Source organism: Ruegeria sp. YTSA135 (assembly GCF_059610165.1).
Genome location: NZ_JBXWNC010000002.1, coordinates 150093 through 165897, shown reverse-complemented (window position 1 = coordinate 165897; position 15805 = coordinate 150093). Strand labels below are relative to the sequence as shown.

Annotated in this window: 17 protein-coding genes; 10 read left to right on the top strand and 7 right to left on the bottom strand. The window is 58.9% G+C overall.

Going from position 1 to position 15805, the window contains the following annotated elements; translation table 11 throughout:
* The first annotated feature begins 31 nt into the window (after positions 1–31).
* Positions 32–592 (top strand): cytochrome P460 family protein, encoded by a 561-nt coding sequence (locus AC2FIT_RS03830; protein ID WP_496826797.1) that lies wholly within the window; start codon positions 32–34, stop codon positions 590–592.
* Between the two features lie 2 nt (positions 593–594).
* Here the strand turns inward: AC2FIT_RS03830 and AC2FIT_RS03825 are convergent, their stop codons facing one another.
* The gene (locus tag AC2FIT_RS03825) at positions 595–939 is read right to left on the bottom strand and encodes a chaperone modulator CbpM (protein ID WP_496826795.1); all 345 of its coding nucleotides are present in this window, start codon (positions 937–939) and stop codon (positions 595–597) included.
* Entirely contained in the window at positions 936–1853 is a 918-nt protein-coding gene (locus AC2FIT_RS03820) for a DnaJ C-terminal domain-containing protein (RefSeq protein ID WP_496826793.1), read from the bottom strand. The genes AC2FIT_RS03825 and AC2FIT_RS03820 overlap by 4 nt, the downstream gene beginning before the upstream one ends.
* Positions 1854–2002: 149 nt before the next feature.
* Between AC2FIT_RS03820 and AC2FIT_RS03815 the strand changes: the two genes are divergently transcribed.
* Positions 2003–2386 (top strand): hypothetical protein, encoded by a 384-nt coding sequence (locus AC2FIT_RS03815; protein ID WP_496826791.1) that lies wholly within the window; start codon positions 2003–2005, stop codon positions 2384–2386.
* Here AC2FIT_RS03815 and AC2FIT_RS03810 read toward each other — a convergent pair whose 3' ends face one another.
* The gene (locus AC2FIT_RS03810) at positions 2387–3484 is read right to left on the bottom strand and encodes a cystathionine gamma-lyase (protein ID WP_496826789.1); all 1098 of its coding nucleotides are present in this window, start codon (positions 3482–3484) and stop codon (positions 2387–2389) included.
* 3 nt (positions 3485–3487) lie between these two features.
* A complete protein-coding gene (locus AC2FIT_RS03805; protein WP_496826787.1) occupies positions 3488–4330 on the bottom strand; it encodes an LOG family protein in 843 nt (280 codons plus the stop codon).
* Between the two features lie 79 nt (positions 4331–4409).
* Here AC2FIT_RS03805 and AC2FIT_RS03800 point away from each other — a divergent pair, with 79 nt between their 5' ends.
* Positions 4410–5327, top strand: coding sequence for a threonine/serine dehydratase (locus AC2FIT_RS03800; RefSeq protein ID WP_496826785.1), 918 nt, complete (start codon positions 4410–4412; stop codon positions 5325–5327).
* A 108-nt stretch (positions 5328–5435) separates the two neighbouring features.
* Positions 5436–6263 carry a 2,3,4,5-tetrahydropyridine-2,6-dicarboxylate N-succinyltransferase gene (gene dapD, locus AC2FIT_RS03795; RefSeq protein WP_496826784.1) on the top strand — a complete coding sequence of 276 codons (828 nt, stop codon included), beginning with the start codon at positions 5436–5438 and terminating at the stop codon, positions 6261–6263.
* Between the two features lie 58 nt (positions 6264–6321).
* On the opposite strand, the gene AC2FIT_RS03790 is transcribed toward dapD, so the two are convergent.
* Complete coding sequence (locus tag AC2FIT_RS03790) at positions 6322–6657, bottom strand: cupin domain-containing protein (RefSeq protein WP_224891027.1); 336 nt, start codon at positions 6655–6657, stop codon at positions 6322–6324.
* Positions 6658–6770: 113 nt separating this feature from the next.
* Here AC2FIT_RS03790 and AC2FIT_RS03785 point away from each other — a divergent pair, with 113 nt between their 5' ends.
* Positions 6771–7115 carry a DUF8846 family protein gene (locus tag AC2FIT_RS03785; protein WP_082677473.1) on the top strand — a complete coding sequence of 115 codons (345 nt, stop codon included), beginning with the start codon at positions 6771–6773 and terminating at the stop codon, positions 7113–7115.
* Here AC2FIT_RS03785 and AC2FIT_RS03780 read toward each other — a convergent pair.
* Complete coding sequence (locus AC2FIT_RS03780) at positions 7112–8170, bottom strand: transporter substrate-binding domain-containing protein (protein WP_496826781.1); 1059 nt, start codon at positions 8168–8170, stop codon at positions 7112–7114. The genes AC2FIT_RS03785 and AC2FIT_RS03780 overlap by 4 nt on opposite strands.
* Before the next feature lie 207 nt (positions 8171–8377).
* On the opposite strand from AC2FIT_RS03780, the gene dapE reads away from it, so the two are divergent.
* The 5 genes from dapE (at position 8378) to AC2FIT_RS03755 (ending at position 14283) form a co-directional block, all read left to right on the top strand.
* A complete protein-coding gene (dapE, locus tag AC2FIT_RS03775; RefSeq protein WP_496826779.1) occupies positions 8378–9517 on the top strand; it encodes a succinyl-diaminopimelate desuccinylase in 1140 nt (379 codons plus the stop codon).
* Between the two features lie 3 nt (positions 9518–9520).
* Positions 9521–10096, top strand: coding sequence for a TIGR04282 family arsenosugar biosynthesis glycosyltransferase (locus AC2FIT_RS03770; protein ID WP_496826778.1), 576 nt, complete (start codon positions 9521–9523; stop codon positions 10094–10096).
* Positions 10097–10143: 47 nt separating this feature from the next.
* Positions 10144–12402 carry a ribonuclease R gene (gene rnr / locus AC2FIT_RS03765; RefSeq protein ID WP_496826777.1) on the top strand — a complete coding sequence of 753 codons (2259 nt, stop codon included), beginning with the start codon at positions 10144–10146 and terminating at the stop codon, positions 12400–12402.
* Between the two features lie 102 nt (positions 12403–12504).
* Positions 12505–13803: a lytic murein transglycosylase gene (locus AC2FIT_RS03760; RefSeq protein WP_496826776.1), complete on the top strand. Its 1299-nt coding sequence runs from the start codon at positions 12505–12507 to the stop codon at positions 13801–13803.
* A 243-nt stretch (positions 13804–14046) separates the two neighbouring features.
* On the top strand, positions 14047–14283 hold the full coding sequence (locus tag AC2FIT_RS03755; RefSeq protein WP_496826775.1) for a hypothetical protein: 237 nt from the start codon (positions 14047–14049) through the stop codon (positions 14281–14283).
* A gap of 114 nt (positions 14284–14397) precedes the next feature.
* Here AC2FIT_RS03755 and AC2FIT_RS03750 read toward each other — a convergent pair whose 3' ends face one another.
* Positions 14398–15795 carry an aspartate aminotransferase family protein gene (locus tag AC2FIT_RS03750; RefSeq protein ID WP_496826773.1) on the bottom strand — a complete coding sequence of 466 codons (1398 nt, stop codon included), beginning with the start codon at positions 15793–15795 and terminating at the stop codon, positions 14398–14400.
* Positions 15796–15805 lie beyond the last annotated feature (10 nt).

The following is a 15805-nucleotide window of genomic DNA, read 5'->3' as shown; positions in this document are numbered from 1 at the left end:
AATTTCAGCCGCAGCGCTTGCAGCTTTGGCCGTGCCGAACGCAGTTGCGCAATCCGCTGGGGAAAACGCTCATATCGCTATCGAGAACCCGGCTGAGTTGTCCAAGGATGAGGCCCTGCGCATCTATCAGTCGTTGCAGAAGCGCATGGCGCGGGGTTACGGCGCTGCGCACTTGGACCAATTGCTGAACTATCAGAATTGGCAGCTGTACAATGATGCCCCCTATATTTCGGCTACGCATGGCCAGAGATATGTGAACAGCTATGCCAATCGAATGGCGTACAACTACGGCACCCTTGAGGCGGGCGAGAAACTGCCCCTCGGTTCGGTTCTGGCAAAGGACAGCGTCACGGTGACGGATGAGGGGAACGTCCATCCCGGCGCGTTGTTCGTGATGGAGAAGCTGGCTTCGGGCGCCAGTCCCGATACGGCTGATTGGCGCTATATCATGGTACTGCCAGATGGTTCGCTCTTTGGGGATACAATGGGTGACCGTGCTAGTTCGGTCGCCTATTGCCACAGTTGCCACGAAATGGTTGCGGACCGGGACTATACCTTTTTTGTACCCGAAGAGTTCGTCGTAGGTAACTGATCTCACTTCCCGCCGAAGCGAGCCGTGCCAATTACCTTGATCAGAGCCTGACGCACCGGTTCCGGTTGCGTCTCTATTGCGTTCAACACCTCGCGCAGTTCCGCGCGTAACCCGTGCATCTGGTCAATCAATGAGATCATCATCGACAGGGCGTCAGGCTCCATCTCGTATTGATCATGTAACTCGCAGGCCAGTTCCAGGCGGGCGGCGTCGAGGGTTCGATAGACCGGGCCTTTCTCTGTCTGCTCCGGGATCACAATCTCGGCGGCCAGGTACTCGGTCAGCCGGGTTGAGGTCAGGTGGGTGACGGTCGCAATCAACTGCTCTTCGGTCAGGGTACGGGTCATGACGGCATTCCTTTGCGCGGATCATAGCGGTGGTTTTCGCGCCAGGTCTCCATGAATTGCTTTAGCTCGTCGTCAATCCGGTCCGGCATCGAAACGGTCAGTTCGATCAATTGATCACCGCGTTCGCTTGATCCGCGTTTCTTCACGCCTTTACCGCGCAGGCGCAGCGTTTTGCCACTGCTGGTTCCTGCGGGAATGTTGACATTTACTCCACCATCGATGGTGGGCGCGCGGACTTTGCCGCCCAGAATGGCCTCGTCAATTGTGATTGGCAGGGTGATACGGATGTCATCGCCCAGACGCTCGAATACGGGGTGATTGGCAACCGAAACCGTGACCAGAGCGTCACCCGGCGGACCCTCGCCAAATCCCGGATCACCTTTGCCGCGCAGGCGGATGGTCTGTCCGTCCGTAATTCCGGCCGGGATTTTTACTTCGATCCGGTCGCCATCGGGCAGGGTCAGTTTCTGGCTGGCACCAAAGACTGCGTCCAGAAAGCTGATTTGCAGGGTATAGCTTCGATTGTGCCCCGGCGCATGGAAATCACCTCTACGCTGCCCAAAGCCACCGCGCCCGTGCATGAACTCGGCAAAGATGTCTGACATATCGTCTGGGTCTGCCGCCCGTCCGCGATAAGGGTTTCCGGCAGCCTCGGCATATTCGCGATAGTATTGCTGTTGCTGACGTTCCTGGCCTGACGCGTCAATCTCGCCCTTATCATACCGGGCGCGCGTTTCGGGGTCTTTCAGCAAATCATAGGCGGCGGCCGCAGCCTTGAACTTGGTTTCGGCCTCTGTATCGCCCGGTTTCAGATCAGGGTGGCAGTCTTTGGCGATACGCCGGTAAGCTTTTTTGATTTCGGCGGCGCTGGCATCTTTGGCGACACCAAGCACGGAATAGGGATCGTCGCTCATCTCACCTCTCGCGGGTCGGGCTGAACAGGATTGGTTTTATCATGCGATTTCACTCGTCCGAAAGGAAGAGGCATTTGAAACCGCTCGCAAAATCCTGCAAGCTTGTTAACATATGCATATTTAGGACTGTTTATTGACGGAGATCCCCAATGACGCGCAGACTCAAGTCTATTCTGGCCCTGCTGGCCGGCAATGCCATCGGGTTGTTGCTTGCTGCGCTGTTGCTGCCGGAATTTGCGATAAAGCCAATCTCCTTCATCGTTGTGGTGATTGTCTTCACGCTGGTGCAGTGGATCGCCGAGCCGCTGATCCTGAAACTGGGCGAGAAAAAAGCACCCGCGATCAAAGGTGGTATCGCGTTGATCGTGACATTCATCGGCCTGTTGGTGACTGATCTGGTCACGAATGGGCTGACAGTCGGTGGAATTTCCAATCTGCTGGCGGCAACGCTGTTGGTCTGGCTGGGCGCGTTGGTCGCCAGTGTTGTGCTGCCGATCTATGTGTTCAAGGAACTGCGCGAGCCGAAGAAATAACTACAGCGCGTTCAGGCTGCCCTTGATCGCTTGCCATAGCTCTTCCACCGGTTCACAGCCCACCGACAGGCGGATGAAGGCAGGATCAACATCATCGCCCCACCGCGCGCGGCGCTCGGCTGAACTGTGGACGCCACCAAAGGATGTGGCGGGGCGTAGCATCGGGCAGGTGTTGATGAAGGTTTCAGCCTTTTCCTCTGACCCCAGCGTGATCGACAGCAAGAAGCCGAAGCGCGTGGTTTGAGCCTTGGCCAGAGCGTATGATGGATCATCGGGTAGTCCAGGGTAGCGGATTTGGCCTACTGCCGGGTGCTCTGCCAACCGTTCCGCCAGAACTTGAGCGGACGCACACATGCGGTCAAACCGAACATCCAGCGTTTCCAGCCCACGATGCAGCAGCCACGCCTCATGCGGTCCGGGGATCGAACCCGAAACTTTCCGCCATTCCTCTACCCGCTCCATGATTTGCGCATCGCGGCTGGCGACGTGACCCATCAGCAGGTCGGAATGCCCGCCCATGGCCTTCGTGTCCGACGCAACCACAGTGTCGATACCCATATCCAGCGGCCTTTGACCCAACGGTGTCAGGGTCGTATTGTCGGCAATCGTAATTCCACCAGCCGTGCGCACCGCTGAGGCGATGGCAGGCAAGTCCATCATATCCAAACCGGGGTTCGAAGGGCTTTCGACAAAGACCACATCGAATCCGTCGAATCCACCATCGGCAAAGGTGTTGGTCGGGCGTTCAGTGACAGAGATGCCCAGATTGGTCAGGAACCTGTCGGCCAGAACCCGCGTCACGTAGTAGCCGTCCGACGGTATAAGAATATGGGATCCGGACTTCACTGTTGCGAACAACGCCGCGGAAATTGCCGCCATGCCGGATGGAAAGGTCAGGCAGGGCGCGTTTTCAAGATGGGCTAGTACATGCTCCAGATGCTGCCACGTAGGATTGTCGACCCGGCCATAGGTAGGCAAGCCATCCGGCGCGCCGGGCAGGTGGTACATGCTGCTTTGGACAAGCGGTAGCGCCACCGGTTCACCTGGTTTCAGTGCATTGCCACGCAGATGCAGCATCTCTCCGGTCTTCGAAGTCATTCGTCAACGCCCCGGAATTTCGTCGCGGGCCGGGGCGGGGTCCCAGTTCTCGATAATGTCGACCGCCTGTTGCGCGGTGTCCACGAAACGGAACAGATCGAGGTCTTCCGCCGAGATGGTGCCGGCGTCGGCCAGCGCCTCCCAATTTATGACCTTTTCCCAGAATGCGCGCCCAAACAGCAGGAAAGGTACGCGTTCCATCCGGCCGGTCTGGATCAGGGTCAGGGATTCGAACAGCTCATCCATCGTGCCGAAGCCGCCGGGAAAGATAGTGATGGCTCGGGCGCGCATCAAAAAGTGCATCTTGCGGATGGCGAAATAGTGGAAATTAAAGCTCAGTTCCGGCGTCACGTAAAGGTTCGGTGCCTGTTCATGCGGCAGCACGATGTTCAACCCGATCGAGCAACCGCCCGCATCGCTTGCGCCCCGGTTTCCGGCCTCCATCACACCGGGGCCGCCGCCGGTGACGATGACGTTCTCGCGGCAGCCGGTTGCATTGGATTTCTCGGTCATCAGCCGGGCGAACTCGCGTGCTTCGTCGTAATACTGCGACAGGCTGGCCAGCGTTTCGGTTCGGGCCGCGTGTTTCTGCGACGGCTCGGGAATGCGCGCCCCGCCGAACATGACGATGGTTGACGTGATCTCACGCTCGGACATGATCATCTCGGGTTTCAGCAATTCCAGTTGCAGGCGCACGGGCCGCAATTCCTCACGGCACAGGAAATCGTCATCCGCGAAGGCAAGGCGATAGGAAGATGAGCGCGTCTGCGGCGTGTCCGGAACCTCGCTCGCGGTTGAGCGGTCTGTCTGTGCGTCGCGGAAAGGGCTGAGGCGATCTTCTTTCATAGGTGACAGTTCCCTGCTTGCGTGTCCCGCAAACAGCTATAGGGTTCGCGCGCAGAGCGCCAGTCACGGAAGAACAAGAATGAATTGGAAGAGTGAAATTTCAGCAGCGGCAGATCGGATTGCCGGATATGCCCAGGTTACACCGGTTATGGAAAGCCACGCATTGGGGCTGGACTATCCCGTCGAGATAAAGCTGGAACACATGCAACATACTGGCAGTTTCAAAGCACGCGGGGCGTTTAACACGCTGCTTAGCCTTGATGTGCCAAAGGCGGGTGTTGTTGCAGCGTCAGGCGGCAACCATGGGGCGGCAGCAGCTTTTGCGGCGCGGGCTTTGGGGTATCCGGCCAAGATTTTTGTGCCAGAGATGGCCGGGTCCTCCAAGATTGCTCTGATCGAACGAACAGGCGCTGATCTGAGTGTCGTCCAGGGCGAGTACGCAAATGCGCTGACCGAAGCCCAAGCCCATGAAAAGGCAACAGGCGCGATGCAAATTCATGCATACGATGCACCGGCAACCGTGGCCGGGCAGGGCACCTGTTTCGCTGAGTGGGAGGCGCAAGGGCTTCAGGCGGATACCGTGCTGGTCGCTGTAGGCGGTGGTGGTCTGATCTCGGGCGCGCTGGCGTGGTTGCAGGGTGCGCGCAAGGTTGTGGCGGTTGAGCCTAAAACCTCCTGCGCGCTGAACGCTGCTTTGCAAGCAGGAGAGCCGGTGGATGTTTCCGTCTCCGGCACCGCAGCCAACGCGCTGGGCGCGCGGCGGATCGGGTCAATCTGCTTTGGTTTGGCGCAGGGGATGACCTCTGTTCTGGTAAGTGACGAGGCCATCGCCGAGGCCCAAAAGTTGCTGTGGCGAGCACATCGAATTCTGGTGGAACCCGCGGGAGCCACGGCCTTGGCCGCGTTGATGTCGGGGGCTTATCAGCCCACAAACGGGGAACGTGTCGCGGTGCTGGTCTGTGGTGGCAATATCTCACCCGACCCGCTGAGTGACTGAATCCGCACACATCAGCCGCAAAGCACGCGTTCAGCGTCGCATTGCGGCCAGTCCTTCGCTTGCGTATAGGCAACACAAACGTGAACAGATTCTGCAGGGAGCCGCCAAATGTCCAACGCGCAACTGGAAGCCGCCATCGAAGCCGCCTGGGAGGCGCGCGATACGATCACCCCCGCCACCACTGGCGAACAGCGTGAAGCGATCGAAGATACGCTGAACGCGCTGGACAGCGGGTCGCTGCGCGTGGCCGAGAAATTGGACAACGGCGACTGGCACGTAAATCAATGGGCCAAGAAAGCCGTTCTGCTGGGCTTTCGCATCAAGGACATGGAAATCCAGTCGGGTGGTCCGCAGGATGGCGGTTGGTGGGACAAGGTGGACAGCAAGTTCGCCGGTTGGGGTGAAAACCAGTGGCGCGCTGCCGGCTTCCGCGCGGTGCCGAACTGCGTGGTGCGCAAATCGGCCTATGTCGCGCCGGGCGTGGTGCTGATGCCCTCATTTGTGAATCTCGGCGCCTATGTCGACGAAGGGACCATGGTTGATACCTGGGCCACCGTTGGTTCCTGTGCGCAGATCGGGAAGAACGTGCACCTGTCGGGTGGCGTCGGCATCGGTGGTGTGCTTGAGCCGATGCAGGCCGGTCCAACCATCATCGAAGACAACTGCTTTATCGGCGCCCGGTCCGAGGTGGTCGAAGGCTGTATAGTCCGCGAAGGCTCGGTCCTGGGTATGGGCGTCTTTATCGGCAAGTCGACCAAGATCGTCGATCGCGAAACCGGTGAGGTCACGTATGGTGAAGTCCCGCCCTATTCGGTTGTTGTTGCAGGTTCGATGCCGTCAAAGAACAACATCAGCCTTTATTGCGCCGTGATCGTGAAGCGGGTGGACGAAAAGACGCGTTCAAAAACTGCAATCAACGATTTGCTGCGCGACTAAGACTAGAGCTTTCAGGAAATCGGGCTGTAGCCGTGTGCTACGGCCCTTTTTTGCGCCTCTATCCTTTTATCGGATAGCGGTCAGCCTCTTCAAACGCATCAATGACCCGCGTGCCGGCCTTGATCCTTCCACCATGTTCAACGCCGGACGGAATCGAATAGCTGTCGCCCGGTCGATAGGTTTTGGTCACTCCGCCGATGGTCAATTCAACCTCCCCTTCGATCACGGTGCCCCATTGCGCCTTGTGCGCATGCGCGGGCAATTCGAAATCCTTCAGGAAGGTAAAAAATGCGACCAGACCGGCATCTGACCGGATCACCGCAGTTTGCACTGTATCCTCGGGGAAAGGCACGTCGAGGCTGGGAAACTGGGTGATGAAATCCGGAAAGGGCATGGAAACGTCCTGTGTGGTTCGAGGTTGCTTTGCTGGCACTATGGCGTCGAAGCTGCGGCCCCGCAATTCCCGACTGCTTGACCGGGGGCGGACGCGCGGATATGGCCCCCTGCATGGAAAAGCAAAAGAAACCTTCCCGTCAGCAAGTCTATACCCTGCTGGTACAGATCGGTCGCAAAGAGGGCGATGGCCTGCCCGAAGGCGCGACCGGTGCGGCGTTGATGTGTTTCGCCAGCGGCGTCGATGAGGCCGAAGCCGTGCGCGAAACGGTGGCGATCCTCAAGCAAGCCGACACCGCACCGCTTGATGTCACAGGGTATGGCACCCTAGCTGAACGCGAAGCGCAGGGGCATGACATTGATCCTGATGAGCGGGCACTGATGCAGCGGGCGTTGGACGAGAACGCGGTTATCGTTGCGCAGATGACGCCGTTTTACGGAGATGAGGCACAGGCCTAGTTCCGCGCCCCGAACCATTTGCGGTAAATCTCTTCATAGGTTCCGTCTTCACGCAGCGACAGCAACGCCTGATTGACGTCCTCGACCAGGGGCGATCCGGTTGGGAAGGCGATCCCATAGCTTTCGCGCAGAAAGACGCCACCGGTCATCGTGGCGATCCGGCGCCCCTCGTGCGCAGCGTAATAGGACAGGATCGGCGCGTCGAAGACCACGGCGTCCAGATCTTTGTCCTCGAAAGCGGCCAGCAATTCTTCGAGGCCGGGATATCCGGTGAACTCGATCTCGCGCCGGTTCAGGAAATTTGCCGCGGTTGAGTCCGAGATCGTACCGACCTGCTTGCCGTACAGGTCGTTCACGGAATTCACACTACCGCTGATCGCGTCCACCGTCATGACCGAGGTGATCCGCGCGGTGAAAACCGACACGATAAACAGCGATGACACCACAAGGATAACACCCAGCAGGCGGCCAAACGGGGTGCGCGGCATGCGTTCCTCGAACCCGCCGTTCACCACAAGGTTCAAAGCCCACCAGAAGGAGGGGAACCACGCCTCATCCAGCTTTCGGTCAAAGTAAGGCTGTGCCCTGCGTTCGAACATCCACATCAGCATGCCGCCGCCCAGCAGGATGGCAAAGGCCAAGCCGATGGCGATGAACAATTCGCGTGACAACAGCGCCTGCAGCAGGGAAGGCCGCCGTGCGGCGTCGGACGGGACCATGATCTGCAAGCCGGCCTCAAAGATCGGTTGGCTGAAGTCCATCTGCGTCTCACGCGCGGCGGTAATCGAAATATTGGCAATGGCAAGATCAGCGGACCCCTGCCGGACCGCGTCCAGCATGTCACCGAAGCCTTCGACCCTGTTCACTGCAAAGTCCCAGTCTAGCGCCTGTGCCAGCACCGTGAGCAAGTCTATGGAAAACCCGGCCTGAGCCCCGTCTTCGACATAGGAAAACGGAGTGCGGGTCACCGTAGCGACATTCAGTGTCTGCGCCTGACCTTGCAGTGCAAAAACAGTGCAGGCCAAGCAGACCAAGGCAAAAAGGGCGCGTTTCATAGTCAGTTACCTGTTTCGCGCGGCTCTAACGCAAATGTGAACGTTGCGGCAAGGTGGTCGCGGGGTAAAGGCCCGTGTTTTATTGGTGTGTCAAATTGAAATAAGGGAAAAAAGCCTTTGGATTTGAGGTTGCAGGGGTTGGCAATCGGGCCAATTCGTTGAATCTGTGCGCGATCCACCGTGCAAATGAAACAAAGAGGCGCGACCATGACCGATCCTGTTCAACTGACTGCGGACCTGATCCGTTGCCCATCGGTCACACCCGAGGAAGGCGGCGCTTTGGTTTTGCTGGAAAATATTCTGGTTGCGGCCGGGTTTGAGTGTACCCGCGTTGACCGTGGCGGCATCAGCAACCTGTTTGCGCGCTGGGGTGAAAAAGGCCATGCGCGCAGTTTTGGGTTCAACGGTCACACTGATGTTGTGCCGGTTGGGGATGACGCCGCCTGGACCATGCCGCCTTTCGGGGCGAAAATCCGCGATGGTGTGATGTTTGGGCGTGGGACCACCGATATGAAATCCGGCGTGGCGGCTTTTGTTGCGGCGGCTGTCGATTTCGTCCGCGACACGCCGCCGGATGGTGCGGTCATTCTGGCGATCACCGGCGATGAGGAAGGTGACGCCATAGATGGCACAACTGCGCTGCTGGACTACATGGGCAGCAAGAATGAACGCATGTCCGTCTGCCTCGTGGGCGAACCGACCTGCCCCAATACGATGGGCGAGATGATGAAGATCGGGCGGCGCGGTTCAATGACCGCGTGGTTCACGGTAACGGGCGTACAAGGTCATTCTGCCTATCCGCATAGGGCCAAGAACCCCCTGCCTGCCATGGCGCAGTTGATGCACCAGTTGGCAAGTCACAGGTTGGATCAGGGCTCGGATCATTTCGATGCTTCGACATTGGCGGTTGTGACGGTCGACACCGGAAACACGGCAACCAACGTGATCCCAGCGCAATGTCGTGGGGCGGTGAATATTCGTTTCAACGATCTGCATTCCGGAGCAAGCCTGAGTGAGTGGCTGCGGGCCGAGGCCGCCGCCGTGGCCAAGGCCCATGACGTTGAGATTGACGTAAAGATAAAGATCTCGGGCGAAAGCTTTCTGACCCCACCCGGCCCCCTGTCCGATCTGGTGGCAAAGGCGGTTGAGGCAGAAACAGGCATCCGGCCTGAACTCTCCACCACGGGCGGTACCTCGGACGCGCGATTTGTGAAAAACCACTGCCCGGTGGTCGAGTTCGGATTGGTCGGCAAGACGATGCATCAGGTGGATGAATGCGTTGAAGTGGCCCAGATCGAGCAGCTTAAGGCGATCTACACGCGGATTCTGCGGGACTATTTCGCCTGAACCATGCAGCGCACTCTGGTCATTATGGTGAAAGAGCCGCGCCCGGGCCGTGTCAAAACGCGCTTGGGCCGCGATATCGGAATGGTCGGTGCAGCGTGGTGGTTCCGCCACCAAACACGCGCCCTGATCCGGCGGCTGCGAGACCCACGCTGGCAAATAGTGTTGGCGGTGTCGCCGGATCGCGAGGGGCTGACCAGCCGTATCTGGCCCGCCGACCTACCGCGCGCAGCGCAAGGGAGCGGTGATTTGGGTGACCGTATGCGGCGGATGTTGCAGGGCATGCCAAAAGGACCCGTTTGCCTGATCGGAGCGGATATACCGGGAATCACGCGCGGACATATCGCCCAGGCGTTCAAGGCTTTGGGCAGGGAACAGATGGTGTTTGGCCCCGCGCCTGACGGGGGGTATTGGCTGATTGGCGCACAGCGATACGGTGCGTTGCCTTCAAGCTTGTTCAACAAGGTCCGCTGGTCGACCGAGAATGCTCTGGCCGACACGCTAGCGTCGGTTCCGGGTACGCGCGTGGCCTTGCTGGATCAGTTGCGCGATGTCGACACGGTTGCCGATCTTAGGCACTGATCCTTTTTGGTCATGACGCGGTCGCGTCCCCGTGCTAGGCCGGAATTATGACTCGCATCCCCACCAAGCAGGAGGTCCTTGACTGGATCTCGGCGAACCCCACACTGACCTCGAAACGCGACATCGCCAAGGCCTTTGGTATTAAAGGCGCGGATCGGATTGATCTAAAGCGCGTGCTCAAAGAGCTTGAGGCCGACGGGCATCTGGAAAAGCGCAAGCGCAGCTACCGTGACCCGGACCGCCTGCCGCCGGTCAGCGTATTGCAGGTCAAGGCTCCGAACGAGGATGGAGACCTGTTCGCGCGCCCGCTGGAATGGCATGGCGAAGGGGTCGAGCCGATTGTTCTGATCATCGCGCGCGCCAGTGACCCGGCGCTGGGCGAAGGCGACCGCATTCTGGCGCGCCTGACGGTGGTACACGAAGCCGACCACAATTACGAGGCCCGCCTGATCCGCCGTATCGGGACCAACCCGCGCAAGATCGTCGGTATCTTTCGCAAAGGGGCCGAGGGCGGCCGGATTGTGCCTATCGACAAGGCGGGGTCAACCGAATGGCTCGTGCAAGATGGCGCAGTACTTGGGGCCAAGGATGGTGAATTGGTCGAGGCCGAACAGGCCGGACCCAAGAACCGCATGGGCCTGCCCCGCGCGCGTATCGTCGAACGGCTTGGTGATCCCACGGCCCCCAAGGCAGTATCCCTGATCGCGATCCATCAACACGGCATCCCCGACGACTTCCCCGATAAGGTGATTGACGAAGCCGATAAGGCCAAACCTGTTGGCCTGAAAGGGCGCGAAGACTTGCGGGACATGCCGCTGCTGACCATCGACCCGTCGGACGCGCGGGACCATGACGACGCGTGTTATGCCCATGCGGACGATGATCCGAAAAATCCCGGCGGCCATGTGATCTGGGTCGCAATTGCCGATGTTGCCGCCTATGTATTGCCCGGCAGCGCGCTGGACCGCGAGGCGCGCAAGCGCGGCAACTCCAGTTATTTTCCTGACCGCGTTGTGCCGATGCTGCCCGATCGTCTGTCGGGCGATCTATGTTCACTGCACGAAGGCGTTCCGCGCGCCTGTATCGCTGTTCGGATACAGATCGACGCTGACGGCAACAAGATAGGCCACCGCTTTGTGCGCGGCCTAATGCGCTCTGCCGCGTCGCTGAACTATGCCGAGGTTCAAGAGGCCATCGACGGCACCCCTAACGACCGCACCGGGCCGTTGTTAGAGTCTGTTCTTAAGCCGCTCTATGCCGCCTATGCCGCACTGAAAAAGGCGCGGGCTGTTCGGCAACCGCTGGAACTTGACTTGCCGGAACGCAAGATTGTTCTCAGTGAAACGGGCAAAGTAACAAGCGTGGCTTTCCGCGAACGTCTTGATGCGCACAAACTGATCGAGGAATTCATGATCCTCGCAAATGTTGCGGCCGCCGAGACCCTGATCGCCCAGCGTCGCCCGCTGCTGTTCCGCGTGCATGAAGAACCCGCGCCCGAGAAACTGGAAAGCCTGCGGGAAACCGCGCAGGCGGCGGGGCTAAATCTGGCCAAGGGACAGGTGTTGCAAACCCGTCACCTGAATGCGCTGTTGAACGCCGCAGCGGGGACCGAAGATGCCGAACTGATCAACCTGACCACCCTGCGATCAATGGCGCAGGCTTATTACAACCCCGAGAATTTCGGCCATTTCGGGCTGGCGCTGCGAAGCTATGCGCATTTTACCTCGCCCATTCGCCGTTATGCCGACCTCGTCGTGCATCGGGCGTTGATCTCGGCCCATGGCTGGGGCAAGGACGGGTTGACCGAAGATGAAATCGCCAGGCTGGAAGAGACGGCCACCCATATCTCGGATACGGAACGTCGCTCAATGATGGCGGAACGTGATACGACCGACCGTTATCTGGCTGCCTATCTCAGCGAACGCGTGGGCAATGAATTTACAGGCCGGATCAGCGGCATAGCCCGCTTTGGCGCGTTTGTTAAGATGGATGAGACCGGTGCGGATGGGTTGGTTCCCGTGCGGTCTTTGGGGCGTGAGTATTTCCATTTCGACCGCGAGGCCGGAACGCTTATGGGGTCGGACACCGGGCTGATCATCGCCATAGGCCAGCGCGTTACCGTCCGTCTGACCGAGGCGACGCCTGTCACCGGTGGGCTGGAACTTGAACTGCTTTCGATTGATGATCAAGCATTGCCACGCGGACGCGGGCCAAAGGGGCGGCCAACGCGGCGCAAGGCAGTCAGCACTAAGCGCAAGAAAGATAAGATAAAACGCAAGGTCGAGCGCAAGCGGCGGGCCAGATAGTGATTTGGGCGGTGTAAATTCGCGCAGTCCAAAATCATCAGCGCTTTGAGAAGTTCCGGTTTTACGCTATCCTTGAGATGAGCAGTAATCAGGAATTTCGGAATGCGTAAATGCGCAAGTGGCATCATAGCCGCAGCATTATGGGCATCCATATTGCAGGCGGAAATCATCAATCAACCGGGTGAATTGACCTCTATTCAACTGGCCTCGGCGGATGTGACAGTGTCCATCAGACCAGTCGTGCGGCCATCAGCGAAGGAGTACCGGGTGTCGACCGAAGGAAACGCGCGGTTCCAAGCGTGGCTAGGGGCGTTTCGTGAACGTGCGGGTCAACAGGGCATTTCACATGCGACACTGGACCGGGCGCTGGCGGGCCTGACCTACGACAAAAAGGTCATCGAACGGGATCGCAACCAGGCCGAGTTTTCCAAGCCCATCTGGGAATATCTGGACACTGCTGTTTCGGATAGGCGAATAGCGAACGGACGCGCCGGGCTGGAGCGTCATGACAGGACACTGACGCAGATTGAGGCGCGTTATGGCGTCGAGAAAGAGGTTGTGACCGCGATCTGGGGGCTTGAAACCTCGTTCGGAACATTCCGGGGCAATGATCACACGATCCGGTCGCTGGCGACTCTGGCCTTTGATGCGCGGCGGTCTCAGTTTTTCGAAGCGCAACTGGTCGCGGCGCTACAGATCATTCAGGCCGGTGATGTCAGCCCCCGCAACATGGTCGGCAGCTGGGCCGGGGCGATGGGGCATACGCAATTCATGCCCACCTCATACCTTGATCACGCAGTGGATTTCGACGGTGACGGGCGGCGCGATATCTGGTCCAAGGACCCAACGGATGCGCTGGCCTCCGCCGCCGCGTATCTGGCGCGGCATGGGTGGACCAAAGGTCAACCTTGGGGGGTTGAGGTGCGGCTGCCCAAAGGGTTCGACTTTGCCACGGCCAAGCGGGACTATACCTTATTGCCATCAGACTGGGCGGCGCGCGGGGTGGTTGGGCGCAACGGAAAACCGATCCCTGACCACGGGCGGGCCTCCATCCTGTTGCCTGCAGGCGGGCAGGGCGTGGCGCTGATGATCTTTGACAATTTCGGCGTCATTGAGAAATACAATGGTGCGGATGCTTACGTCATCGGAATTGGCCACCTGTCGGATCGTTTGGCTGGCGGCAAACCATTTCAGGCCGATTGGCCTCGCGGTGATCGGGTGCTGAGTTTCACCGAAAAAAAGGAACTGCAAACCCGCCTGACCCAGGCCGGATTTGACACGCAGGGCATTGATGGGCGCAACGGTCCAAACACGATCAACGCCGTGCGAGAATATCAACTGGCGCAGGGGCTGCTGCCAGACGGATACGCGAGCTTAAAGCTTTTGGAGCGGCTGCGTTAAGAAATGAAGCGTCTCGCAAGCGGGACCGTTGTCCAAGGTGCTGCCCTGTCACTCATAGTCAGCGCCCCGGGAACGGGTTTTGGAGCTTGGCGACTTTGTCTGCCCCATTTCGTGCTCTATGAAAGGCTGTCACAAAGGATCGGAGAACCTGCCTCAGGTGCGCCAGACTGTCGCCGTTCCCTGGTTGGTGCTGTCTTTTTTCAGAACGCGCCTAGCTGTCTTCTCAAAGATGAGGAGATTTAAATGAAAGACACATACGACACCGAAAGGCCAGACGCTGTCGCGCAATACAAACGCGAATGCAAGCAAGCCGAGAGGGTAAGAGTACGAAACGGTATTGTGGCCATGGCCGCTTTTTCGCCCCTGTGGTCAGCCGCAGACCCCAAAAGCCGCTTGGCCTATTTTAACCGCATAGCGCCTTTTGTGTTGATCGGAACGGTCGTCGCATTCGCGGGCACGGTTGTCTTGGGGCTTGTCTGAAGCCTTTGGTAAATCCTGTGCCGTCGTGATCATGCGTAGCAAATATGATCCACGGTTTAGCATCAATAAAGGCGGCGTTTTAGCGCCGCCTTTCTGTCAGGTAAGAATGTTGGTTTAGGACGCCGCCTTCATCAACCCTTGATCGATAATGTCTTTTTGCGCCTCGTCCAGTGACTTGTGGATACGCACGAACATCTCGTCGATATCCGAAGGGGTTAGGATCAGCGGGGGCGAGATGATCATCCGGTCGCCCACATGGCGCATGATCAGGTTGTTAGAAAAGCAGCGGTCGCGGCAAACATAGCCAACCGTACCGGGCGCAGAGGCAAACTTGGCGCGGCTGGCCTTGTCCGGCGTCAAGGCGATGGATGCCATCATCCCGACGATCTTGGCTTCGCCAACCAATGGATGATCGACCAGCGCCTCCCATTTCTGCTTCAGATAGGGCGCGGCCACATCGCGGACGTGATCGACGATCTTTTCCTCTTCGAGAATACGCAGGTTTTCCAACGCGACGGCTGCGGCGACCGGGTGACCGGAATAGGTATAGCCGTGGTTGAATTCGGTGCCACCGATGACCTCGGCAATCTCATCATTGACGATGGACCCGCCGATAGGCGCATAACCTGAACTGAGACCCTTGGCGATGGTCATGATATGCGGCTTGATCCCTACGGTTTGCGAACCGAACCAGTTGCCGGTGCGGCCGAAACCGCAGATCACCTCATCCGCGATCAGCAGGATATCGTATTTGTCACAGATGCGCTGAACTTCTGGCCAGTACGTATCGGGTGCCACGATCACGCCGCCCGCGCCCTGCACGGGTTCGGCGATAAAGGCCGCAACGCGGTCTTCGCCCAGTTCCTGAATGGCTTCTTCCAACTCGCGCGCGCGGGCCAAGCCGAACTCTTCGGGCGTCATGTCGCCACCTTCGGCCCACCAGTTCGGCTGATTGATGTGGTGGATATTCGGGATCGGGATACCACCCTGCGCATGCATTCCCGCCATACCGCCCAGCGAGGCCGAACCCACGGATGAGCCGTGATAGGCATTGTGACGGCTGATAATGATGTTCTTGTCGGGTTGGCCCTTCTCGGCCCAATATGTGCGCACGAGGCGGATATTTGTGTCATTCGCCTCGGACCCGCCGGCGGCAAAGAAGACGTGGTTCAGATCACCGGGCGCAAGATCGGCCAGCTTTTTGGCCAGCGCGATGGCAGGCACGTGGGTCGTCTTGAAGAATGTGTTGTAATAGGGCAGCTCACGCATTTGGCGATATGCAGCCTCGGCCAGTTCATCGCGGCCATAGCCGACATTGACGCACCACAGACCGGCCATGGCGTCAAGAATCTGCTCACCATTGCTGTCTGTCAGATAGACGCCATTCGCGCGGGTGATCACGCGGGCCCCTTCTTTGCCAAGCGCGCCGTTGGCTGAAAACGGGTGCATGTGATGGGCGGCATCCAGCGCCTGCAATGCGGCGGTGGGCATGTGGTTGGTGATGGTGGACATCCGGAAATCT